Source organism: Affinundibacterium baiyunense, from assembly GCF_018139645.1.
Taxonomy (GTDB): Bacteria; Pseudomonadota; Gammaproteobacteria; order Burkholderiales; family Burkholderiaceae_D; genus Undibacterium; species Undibacterium baiyunense.
Map to the genome: position 1 here is coordinate 1 of NZ_JAGSPM010000004.1, position 21,937 is coordinate 21,937.

A 21,937-nucleotide genomic window follows, 5' to 3' on the forward strand; every position below is an offset into this window, starting at 1 on the left:
GAATACATTCACTACTATAATCATGAGCGAATCAAACTAAAACTAAAAGGGCTGAGTCCTGTTCAATACAGAAATCAGCCCTCCTATGCATAACTAACAAACTGTCCAACTATTTGGGGTCACTTCACAACAAGCTGCGCCCCAGAATTGGATTTGGTTACATGTTTTCGATCATTACATCACCAAAGCCTGAGCAAGACACTTGCGTAGCGCCTTCCATCAAACGGGCGAAGTCATAAGTCACTTTCTTCGCTGTGATCGCTTTTTCTGTAGATGAAATCAACAAGTCAGCAGCTTCGAACCAGCCCATGTGACGCAACATCATTTCTGCGGACAAAATCAATGAACCTGGGTTCACGTAATCTTTACCTGCATACTTCGGTGCTGTACCGTGAGTCGCTTCGAACATCGCGATAGAGTCAGACAAGTTTGCACCTGGAGCGATACCGATGCCACCCACTTGCGCAGCCAAAGCATCAGAGATGTAGTCGCCGTTCAAGTTCAATGTCGCGATAACGCTGTATTCTGCTGGACGCAACAAGATTTGCTGCAAGAATGCGTCAGCGATGGAATCCTTAACGATAATTTCTTTACCTGTTTTTGGATTCTTGAATTTGCACCATGGGCCGCCGTCGATCAATTCTGCGCCAAATTCTTTTTGTGCCAATGCATATGCCCAATCACGGAAGCCACCTTCGGTGTACTTCATGATGTTACCTTTGTGAACGATGGTCACGGATGGCTTGTCATTGTCGATTGCGTATTGGATTGCTTTGCGTACCAAACGCTCTGTACCTTCGATAGAAACTGGTTTTACGCCAATACCAGAAGTTTCTGGGAAGCGGATTTTCTTGACGCCCATTTCTTCTTGCAAGAATTTAATCAATTTCTTAACTTGATCTGTACCTTGCGCAAATTCAACACCTGCGTAAATGTCTTCTGAGTTTTCGCGGAAGATCACCATATCGGTTTTTTCTGGCTCACGTACTGGGGATGGCACGCCTTTAAAATAACGCACTGGGCGCAAGCAAACATACAAATCTAACTCTTGGCGCAAAGCCACGTTCAAAGAACGGATACCGCCGCCAACTGGCGTGGTCAATGGACCTTTGATGGAAACAACGTAGTCTTTCAACGCAGCCAAAGTCTCTTCTGGCAACCATACGTCTGGGCCATATACTTTTGTGGATTTTTCACCTGCAAAAATTTCCATCCAACTGATTTTACGTTTGCCGCCGTAAGCTTTTTCAACCGCTGCATCCACCACCTTGATCATGACTGGGCTAATATCAACGCCAGTACCGTCACCTTCGATGTAAGGAATAATTGGATTTTCTGGAACATTCAATGAGAAGTCAGCATTGACGGTAATTTTTTGGCCTTCTGCCGGTACTTTAATATGTTGATACATCGTTTTCTCCGTGGATACGTGCGATCAAGCGCTACACTACACTTTGCGAATATAGAATCACGCTTTGCTGTTAACATGTCTCGATGTCGTACATAAAAGATTTTTCTGGTACAAACAAGCCAAAACTTAAACTCTTATATAAGACAGAAGACCACCATTTCGTATTATGCACTACTATTTTACTTGATGCCATAATTTTGCGACACTCGCAAAGCCGCTTTTGGCGTGCATTTTTACCGTTTTACCGATTAGATCAATGAAACTTATCTTATTTAACAAACCGTTTGACGTAATGTGTCAGTTTTCTCCACACCCGACACGTGCAACTCTGGCGAACTACATCAAAACCCCAAACATCTATCCCGCTGGACGCCTCGATGCCGATAGCGAGGGGTTAGTCTTATTAACAGACGACGGCAAACTACAACATAAGATTAGCCACCCCAACTGGAAAGAGGCCAAAACCTACCTAGTTCAAGTTGAGGGCAATGCGAACTCAGAGCAACTTACTCGTCTAGCAAACCCACTCGACTTAGGCGACTTCATCACACTACCCTGCAAAGCAATAAAAATTGCTGAACCAGAATGGATTTGGCCACGCACACCTCCCATTCGTGAACGAGCTAACATTCCTACCAGCTGGCTCTGCATCGTCTTATCAGAAGGAAAAAACCGTCAAGTTAGGCGCATGACCGCTGCGGTGGGATTGCCCACTTTACGTCTAATTCGTAGTGGCATAGGCGATTACAACCTCGCCACACATCCATTGCTACCTGGCGAAGCGATGGAAATTTCGACCTGAGATTGCATCAGCGTTGCACCAGGGAACAAATAAAGTGAACGAATTTCAAAACTAATAGTCAGACTGCAAGTCATTTTTACCATGCAATCAAACTATCCATGCCCAATCACCTCTTTACCAAGTTATTGGTTTTATCTTGCTCTGCAATCTATGCACACATCGCGATCGCGACCGAACCAAGCCTAAAACGTCAGCAATTTCAAATTGGAACAAACATAATCGATGCTGAGTTGGCGCTCACTGCCGAAGAGCGTCAACGCGGCTTAATGTTTAGAGAATCACTAGGTGAAAATCAAGGAATGATGTTCCAGTTTGCGCATGCAGACCATTACTGTATGTGGATGAAAAACACTTTAATTCCACTGTCAATTGCGTTCATTGATGAGCAAGGCAAAATCATTAACATCGAGGAAATGAAGGCCCATAGCGAAGAAACCACCTGCGCAAAAAACAAAGCGCGCTATGCTTTAGAAATGAACACTGGTTGGTATCAGCAGCGACAAATCGAACCCGGGCAGCATATTCACGGCTTACCATTAGATAGCAATAAGCAGTAGCATAGAGCACAGGGATAAATACAAAAATACGTGCTTAACGCTTCAGAAAAGACAAAAACCGCAATAAAAATTGCGGTTTTTTTATTTGATAAACCAACTACTAAGTAGCTTTCCTATCTTTTGCTTTAATGCACCGACATCAGTGCAAATCAAAAACAATTAAGCCAATGCTTTCAAAGCAGAAGCTAAACGGCTCTTATGACGAGCTGCTTTGTTTTTGTGGATGATTTTTTTGTCAGCAATGCTATCGATCTTAGAAACAGAGTTCTGAAAGATCACTGCAGCAGCAGCCTTGTCACCAGCTTCAATTGCTTTACGTACAGCTTTGATCGCTGTGCGTAATGCAGAACGTTGACTAGAGTTGTGTGCATTTTGTTTAACTGCTTGACGAGCACGTTTGCGTGCTTGTGCGGTATTTGCCATGAGATTTCCTAAACGTGGTCAACGCGACGGGTTCAAGATGTGAATTTAATTACTCACATGGCCGCGCCGCAAAATTCTGTACAGCTTTGCAGTATAACGGGTTTTAAAACCATGTGCAAGTCGCTTCATGCTTTTACTGATGAAAACTGTGGCAGTGCTGCAAAATTCACAATAAAACCGATGCAATCCACCAATGATACGTGCAGCTTGAGGCATTACAATAGCCGCATCTCCTAGCCCCCCCCTATCACTTTTGGAAGCACTATGTCGACTCACAATCACCAACTGACTGGCAAATTTGTCGCACTCATGCCGCTGCAACGCGAGCATTTGAGCGAGCTCGCCGCCGCAGCCAATGATGGAAAACTTTGGGAGCTATTCTTCACCTCGGTTCCAGCGCCAGGGACGATGACGAGTTGGTTTGATAAAGCAATGGAGCAACAAGAAAAAGGCTTAGCCATTCCTTTCACGGTCTTTGATCAATCACGCAAGAACATTCTTGGCTCTACTCGCTACTGCAATATTGATCGTGCGAATAAACGTTTGGAAATCGGTTACACCTGGTATGCCCTATCCCACCAATGCAGTCCGATTAACACCGAATGTAAGCTTTTGCTACTAACCCATGCTTTTGAGGTACTCGACTGCAATGCAGTTGAATTTCGAACTGACTGGTTTAATCAGCGTTCGCAAAAGGCTATAGAACGCTTAGGAGCAAAACGCGATGGCGTACTCCGTAGCCACATGGTCTTGCCCGACGGACGTGTACGCGATACGGTGGTGTACAGCATACTGAAACACGAATGGCCCGGCGTCAAAGCTAACCTACAATTTAAACTTTCCCGAGATCCGTCAAGCTCTACCAACCTTTCCAAATCATAGGCAAACAGCGTGTTAATTGATTTTTTCTTCATTTTAAAAGACGCCAAAATCCCTGTATCGATCAAAGAATTTTTGACCTTACTGGAAGCGATGCAGCAAGGCATCGTTGGCACATCAATCGACGAATTCTATTTTTTGTCGCGCACCATGCTCGTGAAAGACGAAGCCAATTACGACAAGTTTGATCGCGCTTTTGGTTTATATTTCAAAGGCATACAGACAATATTCGAAAAGCATCCTGAAATTCCCTTGGATTGGTTAAAGAAACGACTCCAACGTGAACTCACAGATGAGCAACGCGCCGCATTAGAAAAATTTGGCTACGACAAATTAATGGACAGGCTCAAGCAATTACTCGAAGAACAAAAAGAGCGACACGAAGGCGGCAATCGCTGGATAGGCACGGGTGGCACCTCCCCTTTCGGCAATGGAGGCGATAATCCTGAAGGCATACGCATAGGCGGCAAAAGCGAACGCCGTTCCGCAGTCAAAGTCTGGGAGGCGCGCGCGTTCAAAGATTACGACACCGAGCGTGAACTTGGCACTCGCAATATCAAAGTCGCATTGCGTCGCCTGCGTAAATTCGCCAGACAAGGTGCGGAAGAAGAATTAGCCTTAGATGCAACGATCAAAGCGACCGCCAATAATGCGGGCTACCTCGATATCAAAATGCAGCCAGAACGCAAAAACAATATCAAGGTACTCATGTTATTCGACGTGGGCGGTACCATGGATGATCACATCGCACAGATTGAAGAGTTATTTTCCGCGGCAAAAACAGAATTCAAAAATATGGAGTTCTACTATTTTCATAATTGTGTGTACGACTATTTATGGAAAAACAACCATCGACGCCATTCGGAAAAATTCGCGACATGGGATGTCTTACGTAAATACACGCCAGACACAAAATTAATTTTTGTCGGCGATGCCACCATGAGTCCATATGAGATTTTGCAGGCTGGCGGCTCGGTGGAATATAACAATGAAGAAGCAGGTGCGGTTTGGATACAACGATTTACCGCCCACTTCCCCAAGTATTTGTGGCTCAATCCCGAACCAGAAGGAATTTGGCAATATCGCCAATCCATCGACATCATGCGTAAATTGCTTAGCAATCGAATGTTCCCGATTACTTTGTCAGGTTTGGAACAAGGGATGCGTCTATTGAGTTAATAACTAGCCTTTACCCTTGAGGCATTTGTCTTTTCCCACGCAATTAAAAATTTAACTGTACATAAAACCAGTATTTCCCTTTACAATAATTCGTCAAATTGGCGGTTTTCCGTGTAGGATAAAAAAAGAACAGCGTCGCTCGAGTTCGGGCAAAAGCAAATAAACAAGCCAATAAATTAATAGATTAATAAACTTTTCACCCATTTCATCGCATGGCAACTAAAAAAACCACAACTCCATCCGACTACAGCGAATCATCCATCCGCGTCCTAAAAGGACTGGAACCGGTCAAACAAAGACCTGGGATGTACACCCGCACCGAGAATCCGCTACATATTATTCAAGAAGTCATCGACAATGCCTCTGACGAAGCTTTAGGTGGACATTGCAAAAACATCCAAGTCACCCTAAACACAGATGGCAGCATCAGCGTAGAAGACGATGGACGCGGCATTCCTGTCGGTTTACATCCGGAAGAAGGCGTCCCTACCGTCGAAATCGTCTTCACCCGTTTGCATGCCGGCGGTAAATTCGACAAAGGTTCAGGCGGTGCTTATGCCTTCTCTGGCGGTTTGCACGGGGTGGGTGTCTCTGTCACCAATGCGCTGTCTAAACGCTTAGAAATTACCGTATGGCGCGAAGGTGGATTACACAATCTCGTCTTTGCAGACGGTGAAGTCATTCAGCCGTTGAGTACTCAACCACTAGGTCGTGGCGATAAGAAAAACGGTACACGCGTCTCAGTCTGGCCCGATGGAAAATATTTTGACTCACCGAATATCTCCATCCCCGAAATGCAACGTTTATTGCGTTCGAAAGCCGTGCTACTGCCAGGTGTCAAAGTTACCTTTACCAATGCAAAAACCGGAGAAAGTCAAACCTGGCAGTACGATCAAGGCTTGCGCGGTTATTTGACCGAAGCACTAACACAAGCCTCGCACGGCGAGCTCGTCATTCCCATGTTTGAAGGCGAACAATTTGCCAATGCCGAGGCCGATGGCTTTGCCGAAGGTGAAGGCGCATCATGGGTGGTTGCGTGGACAGAAGATGGTGGCGTCGTACGCGAATCCTATGTCAACTTAATTCCAACGCCAGCTGGCGGCACCCATGAATCGGGCTTACGCGAAGGTTTATTCGGCGCGGTAAAAAGCTTCGCCGAAATGCATTCTTTATTACCCAAAGGCGTCAAACTTTTACCAGAAGACGTGTTCGCGCGCGCCTCCTTTGTGCTGTCTGCAAAAGTATTAGATCCACAATTCCAAGGGCAAATTAAAGAGCGTTTAAATTCCCGTGATGCGGTTCGCTTGGTATCGAGCTTCGCCAAACCACCGTTGGAACTGTGGCTCAATTCGCACGTAGAGCTCGGCAAGAAATTGGCTGAACTAGTGATCAAACAAGCGCAATCGCGCTTACGTTCACTGCAAAAAGTCGAAAAGAAAAAATCGTCTGGCGTCGCCGTTTTACCGGGCAAATTAACTGATTGCGAATCGAACGACATCACTCGCAATGAATTGTTTTTAGTTGAAGGGGATTCCGCTGGTGGCTCAGCCAAAATGGGCCGCGATAAAGAATTTCAAGCGATTCTGCCATTGCGCGGTAAAGTGTTGAACTCGTGGGAATCGGAACGCGATCGTCTGTTCGCCAACAATGAGATTCACGATATCGCCGTCGCGATTGGTGTCGATCCACACAGCATCAATGACAATATAGATCTGAGCAATCTACGTTACGGCAAGATCTGCATACTCTCAGATGCGGATGTGGATGGTTCGCATATTCAAGTCTTATTGTTGACACTGTTCTTCAAGCACTTTCCACAGCTCATTGCACGCGGTCACATTTGCATCGCCCGCCCTCCTCTATTCCGCGTTGATGCACCGGCGCGCGGCAAAAAACCTGCGCAGAAAATTTATGCACTGGATCAAGGTGAACTCACCGCGATCGAAGATAAGTTACGCAAAGACGGCGTCAAAGATGGTGCTTGGGCGATTTCCCGCTTTAAAGGTTTGGGCGAGATGAATGCCAACCAACTCTGGGAAACAACAATGAATCCTGATACACGTCGTTTGCTGCCAGTTTCCTTAGGCGAGTTCGATCAAGAATTTTCTGAAGGCCGCTTCAATATGCTGATGGGCAAAGGAGAAGCGTCGGCACGTAAGGCTTGGCTGGAAGAGCATGGGAATGAAGTAGAGGCCGACATTTAGAGAAACACATAAATCCGATTGCGCGGCGCATTCCGGCGTTGCAAATCCTCGCAATACCGACGTATTGCTTTGGTTTGCGCCTTGTACTGCATCCGCGAAATCGAATTTCTGAGCCTCCCTACGGTTTAACTATTGTTAAAAAATTTAGTTAGCAACAAAGACAGAATAAAACGCGGGTCACACCCGACCAAAATTAGATTATAAGACTATGAGCGAACAAGCAAATTTATTTGATGAGGCCCCTGACAATAACGGTGGCAATGGTGGAGATGGTGAGACACTGACGCTAGCGACTTTCGCCGAACGCGCCTATCTCGATTATGCGATTTCTGTCGTCAAAGGTCGTGCGCTGCCGGATGTTAGCGACGGACAAAAACCGGTACAACGCCGCATCCTGTATTCAATGAATGAATTAGGATTGAACTCGACGGCGAAACCGCGTAAATCGGCAACGGTAGTCGGTGATGTACTCGGTAAGCTTCATCCGCATGGTGATCAATCGGTGTACGACGCGATGGTACGGATGGCGCAAGATTTTTCCTTGCGCTACCCATTAATCGACGGACAAGGTAACTTCGGTTCACGCGATGGTGATGGTGCGGCGGCGATGCGGTATACCGAAGCTCGTTTAACACCAATCTCCAAATTATTGCTCGACGAAATTGATCTTGGCACCGTTGATTTCCAGCCTAACTACGATGGTTCTTATGAAGAACCGACCCTGCTTCCAGGACGTTTGCCATTTGTTCTGTTGAATGGTGCTTCCGGGATTGCAGTCGGTATGGCAACAGAAATTCCTTCACACAACTTGACCGAAGTCGCCAAAGCCGCGGTTGCTTTAATTCGCAATCCGAAAACGACGCATGCCGAATTGATGGAATTGATCCCCGGTCCTGATTTTCCGGGTGGCGGTCAAATCATTACGCCGGCTGCGGCGATTAGTGAAATTTATTCGAGCGGTCGTGGCAGCGTCAAAGTACGCGCACGTTGGAAGATCGAAGAACTAGCGCGCGGTCAATGGCAAGCAGTCATCACTGAATTGCCGCCTGGTACATCTTCACAGAAAGTCTTAGAAGAAATCGAAGAGATTACCAATCCGAAAATCAAGATCGGTAAAAAATCTCTGTCGCCAGAACAAGTCAGCTTAAAGCAAGTGATGTTATCGGTACTCGACGCGGTACGCGATGAATCAGGCAAAGATGCTGCCGTACGCTTGGTCTTGGAGCCCAAATCCAAGAATCAAGATCAAGCTGAATTCATGCAAATGTTATTAGCACACACATCGCTCGAAACCTCTGCTTCGCTGAACTTGGTGATGATCGGTGGCGATGGTCGCCCACGTCAAAAATCTTTAAGTGAAATTTTGACCGAATGGATTAGCTTCCGCTTTGAGACAGTGACACGCCGCACCCAATTTAAGCTGAAAAAAGTCAATGACCGTATCCATATTTTAGAAGGCCGTGAGGCAGTTCTATTGAACATCGACAAAGTCATTAAGATCATTCGTGAATCGGATGAACCTAAGCCAGCTTTGATTGAAGCTTTCCGCTTGTCTGATCGTCAGGCGGAAGACATTTTAGAGATTCGCCTGCGTCAATTGGCGCGCTTAGAAGCGATCAAGATTCAGCAAGAATTAGCAGAATTACGCAACGAAAAAACCAATTTGCAAAACCTCTTAGATGATCCTTCGGCGATGAAGAAATGCATCATCAAAGAGATCGAAGCTGATGCAAAACAGTATGGCGATGCACGTCGTACGGTAATCGAAGAAGCACAACGCGCCTCGGTAGAACAGAAAGTCATTGATGAACCTGTCACCGTGGTGATTTCTGAAAAAGGCTGGGTCAGAGCACGTACGGGACATGACCACGATCCGGCGCAGTTTAGCTTTAAAGCGGGCGATAGTTTATATGGCACCTTTGAATGCCGCACGGTCGATCACATGCTAGTGTTCGGCTCGAATGGTCGCGTTTATTCCGTACCTGTTTCCGCACTACCGGGCGCACGTGGTGACGGCGTACCAGTCACCACCTTAATTGATTTAGCGACTGGCACACGTATCCTGCATTATTTCGCTGGCAAAGCTGAAACGGCGCTTTTATTAGCATCTACCGCCGGTTACGGCTTTACCGCCAAACTCGGTGACATGGTTGGTCGTATGAAAGCTGGTAAGGCCTTCATGACACTGGACGATGGCGACGAACCATTAGCACCAAGCGCTGTCGCTGACGACGCTAGCGCCATCGCTTGTTTATCAGAAAAAGGACGCTTACTGGTATTTGGCTTAAACGAAATCAAGCAATTATCCAGCGGTGGACGCGGAGTGATTTTGATGGAATTAGAACCCAAAGAAAAACTGCTCGCAGCGACTGCGATTAGCCAAAAAGGCGTGAAAGTCAGTGGTATTGGTCGTGCTGCAAAACCACAGGAAGTCAGCTTGAGTGCAAGTGGCCTAGCGATCCATATCGGCAAACGCGCACGCAAAGGCAAGGCCTTGGAATCGAAAATCAAAGCCACACATTTAACGAAGAACTAATACGCTTAAAAGCAGATCTAAAAGCAGATTCAAGTAGTCGCAATAAAAAAGCCCTAGCAATTTAGTTTGCTAGGGCGTTTTTTGATCGTTTCAAGTCAACTATGCAAGAACAGAAGCCAATCAAATTGACAGGCTAAATCTCTTGATCCCCTAATACGATTTTATTCTTTCCACTGTGCTTTGCGCGATATAGTGCAGCATCCGCAATCGCCAATAAGTCATCAGGGCTTGTAGTTTGTCTTGAGTCAGCAATGCCAGCTGAAAAACCAACGCAAAACTCGCCTTGCTCTGAGCTATGGTGTAAATGATTAAAAGCTAATCGTACCTTTTCCAATACGGCATAAGCGACATCTGCCGTCGTGTTCGGGAAAATAACGATGAACTCTTCGCCACCATAGCGCCCAACAACATCGCTCTTGCGCAAACGTTGTCTCAACAAATGTGACAAGGTGCGTAATACTTGGTCACCAATTTGATGCCCATAGGTGTCATTTACTTTCTTGAAATTATCAAGATCGAGCATCGCGACAGAAACACAAGTGACATTGCGACTTGCGCTCGACATCTTCGCGATTAAATCTTCTTTAATCGCAGAATGGTTATACAAGCCCGTTAAACCATCGCGCATAACTAAAGTACGTAGCGCACGATAACGCTCAGCACGTGTCGATAGCGAAGAAATTAACAATTCAGGCGAAATTGGTTTTACCAAAAAATCATCCGCACCAACCTTCACTGCAGCGAGTTGTTTTTGCAAATTATTTTCGCTAGATAGAAAAACGATAGGCACATCCAGATAAGAAAGATCCTGACGAATCACTTTGGACAATTCCACCCCATCACAGTCAGGCATATAAACGTCCATTAAAACCAATTCTGGTCTAAAAGTCGCCATTTTCTCCAAAACTAAGGCAGGATTATTGAGCACCTCGACAATCATTCCCGCACCTTGCAAAACGCGACTGTAATACTCAGCCAAATCAACATCATCATCGATAATCATGATGCGATAGTGCTTGGGGTTAATACGACTTAAGATGTCTTCGACACTTTCGGTCAATGCAAGAATATCTATAGGTTTGAGAAAAAATGCTTCGCCACCCGCACGAACCGCCCGCAAACGAGTCTCAAAACTATTTGTTTTTGAGGTGAATAACACTGGCGGCAAATTGATACCATGTGCCCTGAGACGTTTAATTTCATCGCTTCCAGCAAAATGTGAATGATGAAAATCAGCATCAATAATCAGTAATGCTGGCTGTTTATGTTGGATCGCATGTTCAAGTTCATGAACTTGATTTACGTGCTGCACTTCAAATGCAAATTGCTCCAAGACTTGAGTAATTTCTTGATTCTTCTCGTCGACATCATCTGCCCACAAGATTAATCGGACTGAATCATGAGTCGGTGCTGGCGCAATATTCGTCGTTTGACTTGTTACCTCAGCCTGAGCTTCAATAACCGATGCATGTATGCCCTTTGCTGCAGCAAGGTAATTAAGCACCTCAGCCACAAAGGTCTGAATTTTGTTGCTATCCCAAGCCTCACCACTAACATAGGCTTTCAGTTTGATCTCGAGTTGTCGTGCATTATCGCCCATCTCAGGGAAGCCAAAAGTTCCAGCAGAACCGGCCATCGTATGTAATTGACGATGTAACGAGGTATAGTTTTCACGATTGGTAGGATCGGATTCGAATCGCTGACAAGTCAGGCGCATTTCTTCCAGCTTTGCAGGAAGTTTGGCGATATACAGCTGAGCAAGTGCCTGTAAGGCATCATTCAGCTCTTGATCCCGCTCGCTCACTTATGCAACCTTATTCCAAAGCGCACGCGCTTGATCTGCCAAGGCCATAGGGTCAAATGGTTTGGCGATAACACCAATTGCTCCCAGCGTGTAATAGTAATCCTGCTCGCTGGACTGTACTTTCGCCGTCATAAAAATCACAGGAGTAGCACTGGTCGCTGGTAACTTGCGCAAATGCGACAAGGTAGTCGGGCCGTCCATATTAGGCATCATGACATCGAGCAGCAAAAGATCAGGAACAAATCCTTGTTCAATTGCCGCAATTGCTTCTGCACCGGAGCTACAAGTTTTTAAGGTAAATCCGCCAACCACCTCTAAGGCAATTTGCGCGACAGCTTGAATATCTAAGTCGTCTTCTACGTATAAAATTGTGCTTAATGACTTTGCTGTCATACCCATCCTTTAGTAAAAACGATAATGATATTGAGCTTTATGTTCAACAAGATTCATCGAGAAATTGTAACTGGCTCACGTGTGTCATCATCATAGCTCTATGACATATGTTATCAAAGCAATTTTACGTCATGAAGAAATTTTTCCAACAAGAAACATCCAATTGTTACCAAAAAGTAATTTAATCCCAGAAAAAGTGACATCGTCAATTCTTAATTATATGTTCGTGGCTCACCTGCATAGACGCTGAATCGACAGGGATTTACGCCTATCATATAAGCTAAGTCTGCAGGTCGCTCAATCTGCCATAAGGCAAAATCGGCTTGTTTTCCCAAGGCTAAACTACCAATTGTCTGCTGTAAACCAAGTGCTTTTGCCGCATTTACGGTAAGTCCTTGCAATGCTTCTAAAGGTGTCATCCGAAACAGCGTACACGCCATGTTCATCGTCAGCAAAGGTGATGTCATCGGGGATGTACCTGGATTGCAATCCGTCGCCAAGGCAATCGGCACATTCGCCGCGCGTAATGCAGCGATTGGTGGCAGTTTTGTCTCACGTAAATAATAGAAAGCACCAGGCAATAAAACAGCAACGGTGCCATGTGACTTCATAGCTGCGATCCCAGCGTCGCTTAAGTATTCAAGATGGTCTGCTGATAGACCTTGGTATTGCGCTGTCAATGACGCACCACCTTGATCTGAAAGCTGCTCTGCATGCAACTTGACTGGTAAGCCATACTTTTGTGCAACTTGAAAAACCCGCTCGGTTTGCGCGGGTGTGAAGCCTATCTTTTCGCAAAACACATCAACCGCATCTGCTAAACCTTCCGCGACAATTGCTGGCAACATGCGTTCACATACCTCATCAATATAATCATCAGCGCGACCAGCAAATTCGGGCGGCAAGGCATGTGCGCCTAAGAAAGTCGTGGTAACCGTCACAGGTAAATCGCGCTGAATCTGGCGTGCAACACGCAATATTTTCGCCTCGGTTTCGGTATCAAGTCCGTAGCCGGATTTAATTTCTAGTGTGGTGACACCCTCACGCAAACTGCTCAGTACGCGCGGCAAACTGGCTTGCATCAATTCTTGTTCCGTTGCAGCACGCGTCGCTTTAACGGTCGAGACTATGCCCCCGCCTTGCCGTGCAATTTCTTCATACGTGACGCCATTTAAGCGCGCCTCAAACTCATTGCTACGATTACCCGCGTACACCATATGCGTGTGGCAATCGATCAAACCTGGCGTTAGCCAACAGCCCTGTCCATCGTGCAGCACCTTTACCTTGTAATCTGCCGGTAAATCCTGTGCAGCACCTATCCAGGCGATCTTACCATCTTTCACGGCAATCGCAGCATCGCGAATGATGCCGTAATCAAGCGCAGCGTCCATCGTGGCCAAATGAACGTTAAGCCATAAGCTATCCCAATTAGCTGACTGCATGCATGCCTCCGTGTTGCGCTGGATAATTCAAAAAACTAATCCGCATGATATACAAAAGACTGGCTTCTTCCGCTTCAATATGACAACGTATGCCACTCGCTTCCTGCTCTTCTTCGAGCAACACCAACTCGCCCGCTTCCAAGCTGGTTTGGTTTAACAACTGCGCACGACCTTTTTCGCAGAATACCAAAATCTGCTGTGCATCCTCCGCATGGATCAAATGCTGACCCGCACTCAAGCGCTGCATATAGTGCTGACAAACATCGCGTCGCGTCATCAAATTCAAATCGACTACAGTGCCATCGATCAATTCTGCAAAAATATTATCCTCACCAGCAAAACGATGCGGCAAACTTTCTTGCGTCAGACTAATCATCTTCTCCGCTAAGCTATCCGCATCGGTTTTCAATACCAAACCAGCTCCGGTCAAAATCGCCAAGCTACGATCAATTTGTGCGAAATGAGAAAACGGTCCATCTTGCGCTACTGTCGCCGTACTTAATCGCCAAACAAAGTGATCCATTCCCGCTCCTTCTGGAAAGATCGCTAATTCAGTCGTACTGCCACCACCGTTTTTCCACGGCATCGTGCGGTAATCTCTTGTGGTCCATTTACGCATGTCTATTTTCTAAATATTGATGAAGTTTTAGATCATATTCAAAAGCAAGCCGCAGAGGCGTAAAGATCGCGGAGTTTTTTAATTTTTCTCTGCGATCTCTGCACCTCTGCGGCAAAAAAACTAATGTGAAAGATTAACTTAAGCCAGATATAAATGTGAATACAAATCGGCACATTGTGCGCTCAAAGCGCCTTCAACCACCAAAGACTTGGCAGCCTCAATATCAGGAGCAAAGAAACGATCTTTGTCATAGAACGCCACTTTAGAACGCAACAATTGATGTACCATCGTCAACTTATCTGAGGTTTTTAACGGCTGATGGAAATCCACGCCCTGTGCTGCGGCCAACAACTCAATGCCAACGATGGTTGCAGTGTTATGTGCCATCTCATGCAAACGACGACCGGCATACGTTGCCATACTCACGTGATCTTCTTGATTCGCTGAGGTTGGAATGGTATCGACGCTAGCTGGATGTGCATGCGATTTATTTTCAGATGCCAATGCGGCAGCTGTCACGTGGGCGATCATAAAGCCAGAATTCAAGCCTGAAGATGGTACCAAGAATGGTGGCAAACCAGAAATCGAAGCATCAATCAATAAAGCAATACGGCGTTCAGAAATCGAACCGATTTCTGCAATTGCCAAAGCCAAAGTATCAGCGGCAAAAGCCACTGGCTCAGCGTGGAAGTTACCGCCAGAAATCACTTCATTCGTATCAACAAACACCAAAGGATTATCCGTGACGGCGTTCGCTTCGGTCAGCAAAGTACGCGCTGCATTATTAATGATGTCCAGACATGCGCCCATTACTTGCGGCTGGCAACGTAAGCAGTATGGATCTTGCACGCGTTCGTCATTCACCAAATGGGATTGACGAATTTCACTGCCATTCAACAAAGTACGATAAATATTCGCAGTCGCAATTTGACCAGGCTGACCACGCACAGCATGAATACGTGGATCAAATGGTGCATCGCTGCCTTTCGCCGCGTCGACAGACAAAGCACCTGTAATCGTTGCCGCTTCTAATAAACGCTCAGCGAGGAATAGTCCATTCAATGCCAGGGCCGTCGACACTTGCGTACCATTAATCAGCGCCAAACCTTCTTTGGCTGCCAACACAACTGGCGTAATTCCCGCTTTCGCTAAGGCCTCTTTGGCATCAACCAATTTGCCGTCAACGCGCACTTGACCTTCGCCCATGATCGCTAAAGTCATGTGCGATAAAGGCGCTAAATCGCCGGAAGCTCCAACTGAACCTTTGACCGGAATCGCAGGCATGATGCCCGCGTTGTAAGCGGCAATCATGGTGTCAATCACAGAGGCGCGAATACCCGAGAAACCACGCGCAAGACTCGCAATCTTCATCGCAATAATCAAACGCACCACTTCATCAGCAATCAATTCACCAGAACCAACAGAGTGCGACAAGATCAAATTCTTTTGCAGTAATTCCAAGTCTTCATCTGGAATACGGGTTTTCGCCAATTTACCAAAACCGGTATTGATACCGTAAGCCGCATCACCTTTGGCGACAATGCGGTCGATGGTCGCAGAAGATTCATGGATAGCCGCATAAGCAGGCTCTGCTAAGGCTAACTTAAAAGGCTTTTGCCAGATCGCGCGCAAGTCTGCGAGTTTGAATTGGCCTGGTTGTATCGTAAATGTTGTGCTCATATTCTTGTCCTTTATCTTGTCATTTTTTTGCCGCAACGGCATAGAATTTTTTGTTTGTCACTCCTGCTTAGGCAGGAGTCCAGTGTCTTCAATTGAGCCACCGAAGTCGCTGGATTCCCGCCTACACGGGAATGACACCAACAAACAAACCTGTTTCTCTGGTTGCTCAGTGTGCTCTGTGGCTCTGCGGCGAAAAAACAAATTACTTCAATTATTTAATTATTTAATCATCGGCAATTGCATGCCATTACGCTTAGCACATGCCACGGCTTGTTCATATCCTGCATCGGCATGACGCATTACGCCAGATCCGCAATCGTTGACTAAGACGCGCGCTAAACGTTTCGCAGCTGCGTCGGTACCATCCGCCACAATCACCATGCCGGAATGCTGTGAGTAGCCCATCCCCACACCGCCACCATGATGCAAAGAGACCCAGCTTGCGCCACCTGCGGTGTTCAACAAGGCATTCAGCAAAGGCCAATCCGACACTGCATCGGTACCGTCTTTCATACTTTCAGTTTCACGATTCGGGCTGGATACAGAACCTGTATCGAGATGATCACGACCAATCACGATCGGCGCTTTCAGTTCACCGTTTTTCACCATCTCATTAAATGCTAAACCAGCGATGTGGCGCTCGCCCAAACCTAACCAGCAAATACGCGCTGGCAAACCTTGGAAGGCGATACGCTCACCCGCCATATCCAACCATTTATGCACGCCTTTATTTTCTGGAAATAATTCTTTGATCTTAGCATCGGTTTTACGAATGTCTTCAGGATCGCCCGACAACGCTACCCAACGGAATGGACCTTTGCCATCACAGAACAAAGGGCGAATATACGCAGGCACAAAACCTGGGAAGTCGAAAGCGTTTTTCACGCCCGTATCGAAGGCAACCTGACGGATATTATTGCCGTAATCCACCGTTGGAATGCCCATCTCATGAAAATCCAACATCGCTTGCACGTGGACCGCACAAGCTTGCGCCGCATCCGCTGTTAATTTCGCGTGTTGGCTGGCATCTTGTTGCGCAGCCTTCCATTGATCAACTGTCCAACCAATCGGCAAATAACCATTAATCAAATCATGGGCGGAAGTTTGGTCTGTTACCAAATCTGGCTTGATGCCGCCAGCCTTCGCGCGTTTTACCAATTCTGGCAAAATCTCCGCAGCGTTGCCCAGCAAAGCGATTGAAATCGCATCTTTACGTGCGGTGTGATATTTAATCAATTCGATAGCGTCGTCGATGTCTTTTGCTTGTTTATCGACATAGCGTGTGCGCAAACGGAAATCAATACTCGATTGCTGGCATTCAATATTCAAAGAAACTGCACCGGCAAATGTCGCTGCCAAAGGTTGCGCGCCACCCATGCCGCCCAAGCCTGCAGTCAAAATCCAACGACCGCCCCACTCGCCACCAAAATGCTGACGACCTGCTTCAGCGAAAGTCTCATAAGTACCTTGCACGATGCCTTGGGTGCCAATGTAAATCCAACTACCCGCGGTCATTTGACCATACATGAACAAGCCGTTACGGTCGAGTTCATTGAAGTGTTCCCAATTGGCCCATTTTGGCACCAGATTAGAATTAGCGATCAAGACGCGTGGTGAATCTTCCGTGGTTTTAAAAATACCGACGGGCTTACCGGATTGAATCAACAAGGTTTCGTCTTCGCCCAAGTCTTTCAAGCTCACCAAAATCTGGTCATAGCATTCCCAGTTACGTGCCGCACGACCGATGCCGCCATACACGACTAAGTGCTTAGGATTTTCTGCGACTTCTTTGTCGAGATTATTTTGAATCATGCGGTAAGCCGCTTCGGCTACCCAGGTCTTACAGACTTTTTCAGCGCCGCGTGGTGCGCGGATTTCACGACTTGCATCCCAGCGTGGATCATTGTTCATAGTTATCTCCTAAAAATAAAGACATCGAAAACTCCCAACGACACCAACTGCTGCGCATACGCATAGGATGTGGCAAGGACATAGTAGGTATTCTGCGGCACAGTTTAAGTTGTATATACAACTTATGCAAGCGATTTTTTTGTATTCTGTGCGAAAATAGATGGCATTTACTGTTAGCTAGTAAATATCAATTCACCCATCGATTACGACTATGTCCACAACGCCTGCTGCAGTTCCCGCTTTTCAAATCATTAAAGACTTCTTGTTAAAAGAAATTCAAGCTGGAACTTGGAAAGAAGGTGATGCGGTTCCGTCGGAAGCGGCATTGGCACAGCAATTTAATGTCTCGCGCATGACCGTTAATCGTGCTGTTCGCGAACTGACGAGTGAACAAATTCTGACCCGAATTCAAGGCTCAGGCACTTATGTGGCACAACAAAAATATCAAGCGACCTTAGTCGCGATTAAAAGCATTGCCGAAGAAGTTCGCGCGCGCGGGCATGAACACCGCAGCGAATTACATGAGTTAAGCGCAGTTGAGGCCAATGATGCGCTGGCTGAACAATTTCAAGTCGATGTTGGTCACAGCTTATTTCATTCAGTCATCGTGCATTTTGAAAATGAAGTTGCAATACAAGTGGAAGATCGCTGGGTCAATTCAGCACTTGCACAAGATTATCTTGCGCAAAATTTTACTAGTAAGACGCCGAACGAATACTTGATGGAAGTCGCACCTTTGCAAGGCGTGGATTACAGTATCGAAGCGGTGATGCCTCCCAAATTAATCGCCGAGATGTTACACATCTCAAGCAAAGATGCTTGCTTAGTATTGCATCGGAAAACCCGTTCACAAAATCAGATCGCAACCATTGTTACAATGTGGCATCCAGGAAATCGTTATCAATTTACTGGTAGCTTTTAAATCACGATATTAAGTTGCGCTTTTAGATCACAAATAAAGCGTGTTAGTGAATTAATTCATAGCGTCGCTGTGAACGAAAAAGAGAAACAAAACTTGTGCGGTACAAACGAAGCAACGCTCCCCTCAACTATGCATTGTTATTCTAAGCAGGTAAGTATGTTATTTCATCAGCGCTTAAAAAAACTGTCAGCGACTCTTGTATTTGTTAGTGGCATGTTTGTCCTAACAAGTGCTCATGCACAAGTTAAACCACATTTAGAAGAAAACATTACATCGATAAAAGAGCGCCCAAAGGTAGCTTTGGTGTTGTCAGGTGGTGGTGCGCGTGGATTCGCCCACGTTGGTGTACTGCGTGTTTTAAAAGAGATGCGTATTCCGATTGATTTCGTGGTCGGCACTAGCATGGGAGCAGTCGTCGGTGGCGCTTATGCTGCAGGTCGCTCAGTCGAAGAAATCGAAGATATTGTGCGTAATACCTCATGGGATACGGTACTAGCTGATCGCCCAGCGCGCGATGCTTTGGATTTTAGACGTCGTGAGGAAGACGTAAACCTTCCCTCGCGTATTGAATTTGCGGTCACTAAATCAGGTATCACATTTCCACCATCAGCCGCTGGAAATTCGGCGCTAGAACAGGCGCTGACTCGCTTGTTACCGAATGGCATGAAGAGTGAACACATCAATCATTTACCGATTCCGTTTCGCTCAGTTGCCTCGGATCTCGTCACAGGTGAAATGGTCGAACTAACAGACACGCCGCTTTTTATCACCTTACGCGCGTCACTTGCAGTTCCTGGCATGTTCGCACCAGTGCACATTAATAAGCGCCTAGTGGTTGACGGTGGTTTAGTTCGCAATTTGCCGATTGATATGGCAAAAAAAATGGGCGCGGATATCGTTATTGCAGTCAACGTAGGTACGCCTTTAGCGCAAGAAAAAGAATTGGGTAGTGCGATCAGCGTAGCGCAACAAATGCTACAAATTTTGACCGAGCAAAATGTACAGCGCTCACTCAAAGAGCTACGTCCCAAAGACATTTTAATCGCGCCAAATTTAAGTGGAATCGATTTTCTGGATTTCGATGAACATCATAATGCGATGCTCGCTGGTGATATCGCTACACGCCAACTAGAAAATCGCCTACAACAATTAAGAGCGACGCCAGAAGAATATCGCCGTTATGAACAATTGCGTACCGCTGAAAGCAGCTCACCCGATAAAGCATTAAAGATTGCTAGTATCGAAATCCAGGGCACACAAAACATCAATCCCGACATTCTTCTCAAGCAGTCTGGGCTTCAGTTAAACGAAGTGACGAGCGAAGAAAAAATCCGCCAAGTCACCGGCAAGCTCTATGGCCGCGGAGATCTCGATCACGTTGAGGTGGAGATTGATGATCGCGAAGATGAACGTGATGTCGTCATCAAAACGCATGAAGCTGTATGGAGTAAAAATCGTCTACGCCTAGGTTTGGAATTGTCGAGCGATTTCAATGACACACACAAATTTTCACTCGGAGCGATGCACGTTGCCGCTTCTCAAAATAAATGGGGCGGCGAAGCGCGAATTATCGCCAAAATTGGTTCGGATCGCATTTTAGGTGCACAATTTTTTCAACCATTGGGTGTGGGCAGTGAATGGTTTATTGCTCCTTCGTTGCAAAGCAATGCCTCGTCTACCGATCTGTTTTCCGAAGGCCGCAAACTGATTCGCTATGGTTACAAAGCGAATAGCGTGATTTTGCCAATTGGTCGCCAAATCGGCAATTGGGGTGATATTCAACTAGGTGTGCGGCGCGAACGCGTTGAAGTCAAAAAATTATTGCCGGAAGAACTCGGACCAGATGTGCGTGTATTTCAAACCACCGAATTTCTACGCTATCGCGTTGATACTTTAGATTCATTAGCCTATCCAACACGCGGCAATTATTTAACGGTCGAATGGGATCGTGCGCTCGATCGAGATGGCAATAAGAAGGCAATTTTAAACTCGTCGATATTGGGAATGACTGCGTTTAAACGCGGTGAATGGGCGGGTCATATTTATGGCGAGTGGTCACGCTCACAAGGTGATATTGCACCTTTGTCTTTAGGAGGTTTCTTGCGTTTATCAGGGACGCCAGCGGAGTCACTCTCGAATAAGACAGTTGCCTTGGGTCGCGTTGTCATGGCGCATCGCATCGGCAGTATGCCAGCCGCTTTAGGTGGTGCAGTTCGTCTCGGATTTTCTGCTGAATTGGGTGGCGGCTTTAAAGAGAACGAAGCTGTTAAATTCAGCAAAATTAAACGTGCTGTTAGCAGCTTCGTTGCCTTCGATACGCGGTTTGGCCCGCTTTATTTTGGTGCGGGTGCTACGCAAGGCAGCGGTTCCAGTTTTTATCTATTCTTAGGGCCGATCTGGTGAACCACACGCCCTTTGGTGTTTGCCATGGTAGCGGGACGACGTAGTGCGGTGAACGCAGAAAATTCCCAAGATCGGAATCCCAACATCAAGGTATAACCATCACGATCTTCAGCAGGCAGACGTCGATCTTCATGCTGAAGACGTGCAATTTCCGCCGTCAATTGCTGTATCTTTTGTTGTATCTCTTGCGCGCTATTTTTGGATAGGCGCGCTGGTACGCACATCAAAGTTTCTCCAGTACCGTCAAATCGACCATTGAAGTAATCCGCAACAACCACTTCTTTGAAAAATGCTTGTATCGGACCATCTGCGCGCCAACGAAAAGCTGGTGAAACACGCAGACGATATCGGTTCATCGGCTTGAGTTCAATCAACTCATGCTTATCCAATTCAATCATACAAAGTATGCATTCGGCTTCGGTTAAAGTATAGGTCTCAACGATTTGCTCAAATGTCCAATGACCAAGGCAAGAGATCGCGACTAATAACAATTTCGGATTCTCCATCAAGGCACGCTCTTGCGATAAAGTCAGATGATCAGCTTGTGGCGTCACATCAGCGGCTTGACGCAATACATCCTCTAATGAAATCTCCGATACCTTGCAAATTTGCGCCATGCGCGACAAAGTCATATCTTTTTGCCCAAACATACGTTTGATACTCGATTCACTCATATCAATCAAACGCGCCAACTGTTTATAAGTCATGCCGACTCGACGCAATTCTTTTCGCAACACATCTAATAGCATTTCTGGGGAACTCATTTATTGCT

The 21,937-nt window shown here is 46.3% G+C and carries 18 protein-coding genes; 9 read left to right on the forward strand and 9 right to left on the reverse strand.

Annotation, left to right across the window (positions count from 1 at the left end; all coding sequences use genetic code 11):
* Positions 1-93: IS3 family transposase (locus tag KDM92_RS07605; protein ID WP_212683771.1), on the forward strand; the 93-nt coding region annotated here is incomplete at its 5' end.
* 64 nt (positions 94-157) lie between these two features.
* Here KDM92_RS07605 and icd read toward each other — a convergent pair.
* Positions 158-1,411 (reverse strand): NADP-dependent isocitrate dehydrogenase, encoded by a 1,254-nt coding sequence (gene icd / locus KDM92_RS07610; RefSeq protein WP_212683796.1) that lies wholly within the window; start codon positions 1,409-1,411, stop codon positions 158-160.
* A gap of 256 nt (positions 1,412-1,667) precedes the next feature.
* On the opposite strand from icd, the gene KDM92_RS07615 reads away from it, so the two are divergent.
* The gene (locus tag KDM92_RS07615) at positions 1,668-2,213 is read left to right on the forward strand and encodes a pseudouridine synthase (protein ID WP_212683797.1); all 546 of its coding nucleotides are present in this window, start codon (positions 1,668-1,670) and stop codon (positions 2,211-2,213) included.
* Positions 2,214-2,311: 98 nt separating this feature from the next.
* Entirely contained in the window at positions 2,312-2,770 is a 459-nt protein-coding gene (locus KDM92_RS07620; RefSeq protein WP_212683798.1) for a DUF192 domain-containing protein, read from the forward strand.
* A gap of 159 nt (positions 2,771-2,929) precedes the next feature.
* Here the strand turns inward: KDM92_RS07620 and rpsT are convergent, their stop codons facing one another.
* Positions 2,930-3,193, reverse strand: a complete 264-nt coding sequence (rpsT, locus tag KDM92_RS07625; RefSeq protein WP_189344715.1) for a 30S ribosomal protein S20 — start codon at positions 3,191-3,193, stop codon at positions 2,930-2,932.
* Between the two features lie 264 nt (positions 3,194-3,457).
* Between rpsT and KDM92_RS07630 the strand changes: the two genes are divergently transcribed.
* The 4 genes from KDM92_RS07630 (at position 3,458) to parC (ending at position 9,991) form a co-directional block, all read left to right on the forward strand.
* Entirely contained in the window at positions 3,458-4,075 is a 618-nt protein-coding gene (locus KDM92_RS07630) for a GNAT family N-acetyltransferase (RefSeq protein WP_212683799.1), read from the forward strand.
* 9 nt (positions 4,076-4,084) lie between these two features.
* Complete coding sequence (locus KDM92_RS07635; protein WP_212683800.1) at positions 4,085-5,251, forward strand: vWA domain-containing protein; 1,167 nt, start codon at positions 4,085-4,087, stop codon at positions 5,249-5,251.
* A gap of 212 nt (positions 5,252-5,463) precedes the next feature.
* A complete protein-coding gene (locus KDM92_RS07640) occupies positions 5,464-7,455 on the forward strand; it encodes a DNA topoisomerase IV subunit B (RefSeq protein WP_212683801.1) in 1,992 nt (663 codons plus the stop codon).
* A 208-nt stretch (positions 7,456-7,663) separates the two neighbouring features.
* Positions 7,664-9,991, forward strand: a complete 2,328-nt coding sequence (gene parC, locus KDM92_RS07645; RefSeq protein WP_212683802.1) for a DNA topoisomerase IV subunit A — start codon at positions 7,664-7,666, stop codon at positions 9,989-9,991.
* Positions 9,992-10,124: 133 nt separating this feature from the next.
* On the opposite strand, the gene KDM92_RS07650 is transcribed toward parC, so the two are convergent.
* The 6 genes from KDM92_RS07650 to hutU form a co-directional block, all read right to left on the reverse strand.
* Complete coding sequence (locus KDM92_RS07650) at positions 10,125-11,795, reverse strand: diguanylate cyclase (protein ID WP_212683803.1); 1,671 nt, start codon at positions 11,793-11,795, stop codon at positions 10,125-10,127.
* On the reverse strand, positions 11,796-12,188 hold the full coding sequence (locus tag KDM92_RS07655) for a response regulator (protein ID WP_189344721.1): 393 nt from the start codon (positions 12,186-12,188) through the stop codon (positions 11,796-11,798).
* 212 nt (positions 12,189-12,400) lie between these two features.
* Positions 12,401-13,630 carry an imidazolonepropionase gene (gene hutI, locus KDM92_RS07660; protein WP_212683804.1) on the reverse strand — a complete coding sequence of 410 codons (1,230 nt, stop codon included), beginning with the start codon at positions 13,628-13,630 and terminating at the stop codon, positions 12,401-12,403.
* Positions 13,617-14,249 carry a HutD/Ves family protein gene (locus KDM92_RS07665; RefSeq protein WP_212683805.1) on the reverse strand — a complete coding sequence of 211 codons (633 nt, stop codon included), beginning with the start codon at positions 14,247-14,249 and terminating at the stop codon, positions 13,617-13,619. The genes hutI and KDM92_RS07665 overlap by 14 nt, the downstream gene beginning before the upstream one ends.
* Positions 14,250-14,387: 138 nt before the next feature.
* Positions 14,388-15,929, reverse strand: a complete 1,542-nt coding sequence (hutH, locus tag KDM92_RS07670; protein WP_212683806.1) for a histidine ammonia-lyase — start codon at positions 15,927-15,929, stop codon at positions 14,388-14,390.
* Between the two features lie 219 nt (positions 15,930-16,148).
* Positions 16,149-17,840: a urocanate hydratase gene (hutU, locus tag KDM92_RS07675; RefSeq protein ID WP_212683807.1), complete on the reverse strand. Its 1,692-nt coding sequence runs from the start codon at positions 17,838-17,840 to the stop codon at positions 16,149-16,151.
* Between the two features lie 211 nt (positions 17,841-18,051).
* Here hutU and hutC point away from each other — a divergent pair, with 211 nt between their 5' ends.
* Positions 18,052-18,762 (forward strand): histidine utilization repressor, encoded by a 711-nt coding sequence (hutC, locus tag KDM92_RS07680; protein WP_212683808.1) that lies wholly within the window; start codon positions 18,052-18,054, stop codon positions 18,760-18,762.
* Between the two features lie 156 nt (positions 18,763-18,918).
* Positions 18,919-21,165 (forward strand): patatin-like phospholipase family protein, encoded by a 2,247-nt coding sequence (locus tag KDM92_RS07685; RefSeq protein WP_212683809.1) that lies wholly within the window; start codon positions 18,919-18,921, stop codon positions 21,163-21,165.
* Here KDM92_RS07685 and KDM92_RS07690 read toward each other — a convergent pair.
* Positions 21,138-21,929 carry a helix-turn-helix domain-containing protein gene (locus KDM92_RS07690; RefSeq protein WP_229827059.1) on the reverse strand — a complete coding sequence of 264 codons (792 nt, stop codon included), beginning with the start codon at positions 21,927-21,929 and terminating at the stop codon, positions 21,138-21,140. The two genes, KDM92_RS07685 and KDM92_RS07690, sit on opposite strands and share 28 nt — an antisense overlap.
* Positions 21,930-21,937 lie beyond the last annotated feature (8 nt).

Coding starts and splice junctions, on each gene's coding strand:
- icd (WP_212683796.1), bottom strand. CDS start 1,411: ATGTATCAACATATTAAAGTACCGGCAGAAGGCCAAAAAATTACCGTC.
- KDM92_RS07615 (WP_212683797.1), top strand. CDS start 1,668: ATGAAACTTATCTTATTTAACAAACCGTTTGACGTAATGTGTCAGTTT.
- KDM92_RS07620 (WP_212683798.1), top strand. CDS start 2,312: ATGCCCAATCACCTCTTTACCAAGTTATTGGTTTTATCTTGCTCTGCA.
- rpsT (WP_189344715.1), bottom strand. CDS start 3,193: ATGGCAAATACCGCACAAGCACGCAAACGTGCTCGTCAAGCAGTTAAA.
- KDM92_RS07630 (WP_212683799.1), top strand. CDS start 3,458: ATGTCGACTCACAATCACCAACTGACTGGCAAATTTGTCGCACTCATG.
- KDM92_RS07640 (WP_212683801.1), top strand. CDS start 5,464: ATGGCAACTAAAAAAACCACAACTCCATCCGACTACAGCGAATCATCC.
- parC (WP_212683802.1), top strand. CDS start 7,664: ATGAGCGAACAAGCAAATTTATTTGATGAGGCCCCTGACAATAACGGT.
- KDM92_RS07655 (WP_189344721.1), bottom strand. CDS start 12,188: ATGACAGCAAAGTCATTAAGCACAATTTTATACGTAGAAGACGACTTA.
- hutI (WP_212683804.1), bottom strand. CDS start 13,630: ATGCAGTCAGCTAATTGGGATAGCTTATGGCTTAACGTTCATTTGGCC.
- KDM92_RS07665 (WP_212683805.1), bottom strand. CDS start 14,249: ATGCGTAAATGGACCACAAGAGATTACCGCACGATGCCGTGGAAAAAC.
- hutH (WP_212683806.1), bottom strand. CDS start 15,929: ATGAGCACAACATTTACGATACAACCAGGCCAATTCAAACTCGCAGAC.
- hutU (WP_212683807.1), bottom strand. CDS start 17,840: ATGAACAATGATCCACGCTGGGATGCAAGTCGTGAAATCCGCGCACCA.
- hutC (WP_212683808.1), top strand. CDS start 18,052: ATGTCCACAACGCCTGCTGCAGTTCCCGCTTTTCAAATCATTAAAGAC.
- KDM92_RS07685 (WP_212683809.1), top strand. CDS start 18,919: ATGTTATTTCATCAGCGCTTAAAAAAACTGTCAGCGACTCTTGTATTT.
- KDM92_RS07690 (WP_229827059.1), bottom strand. CDS start 21,929: ATGAGTTCCCCAGAAATGCTATTAGATGTGTTGCGAAAAGAATTGCGT.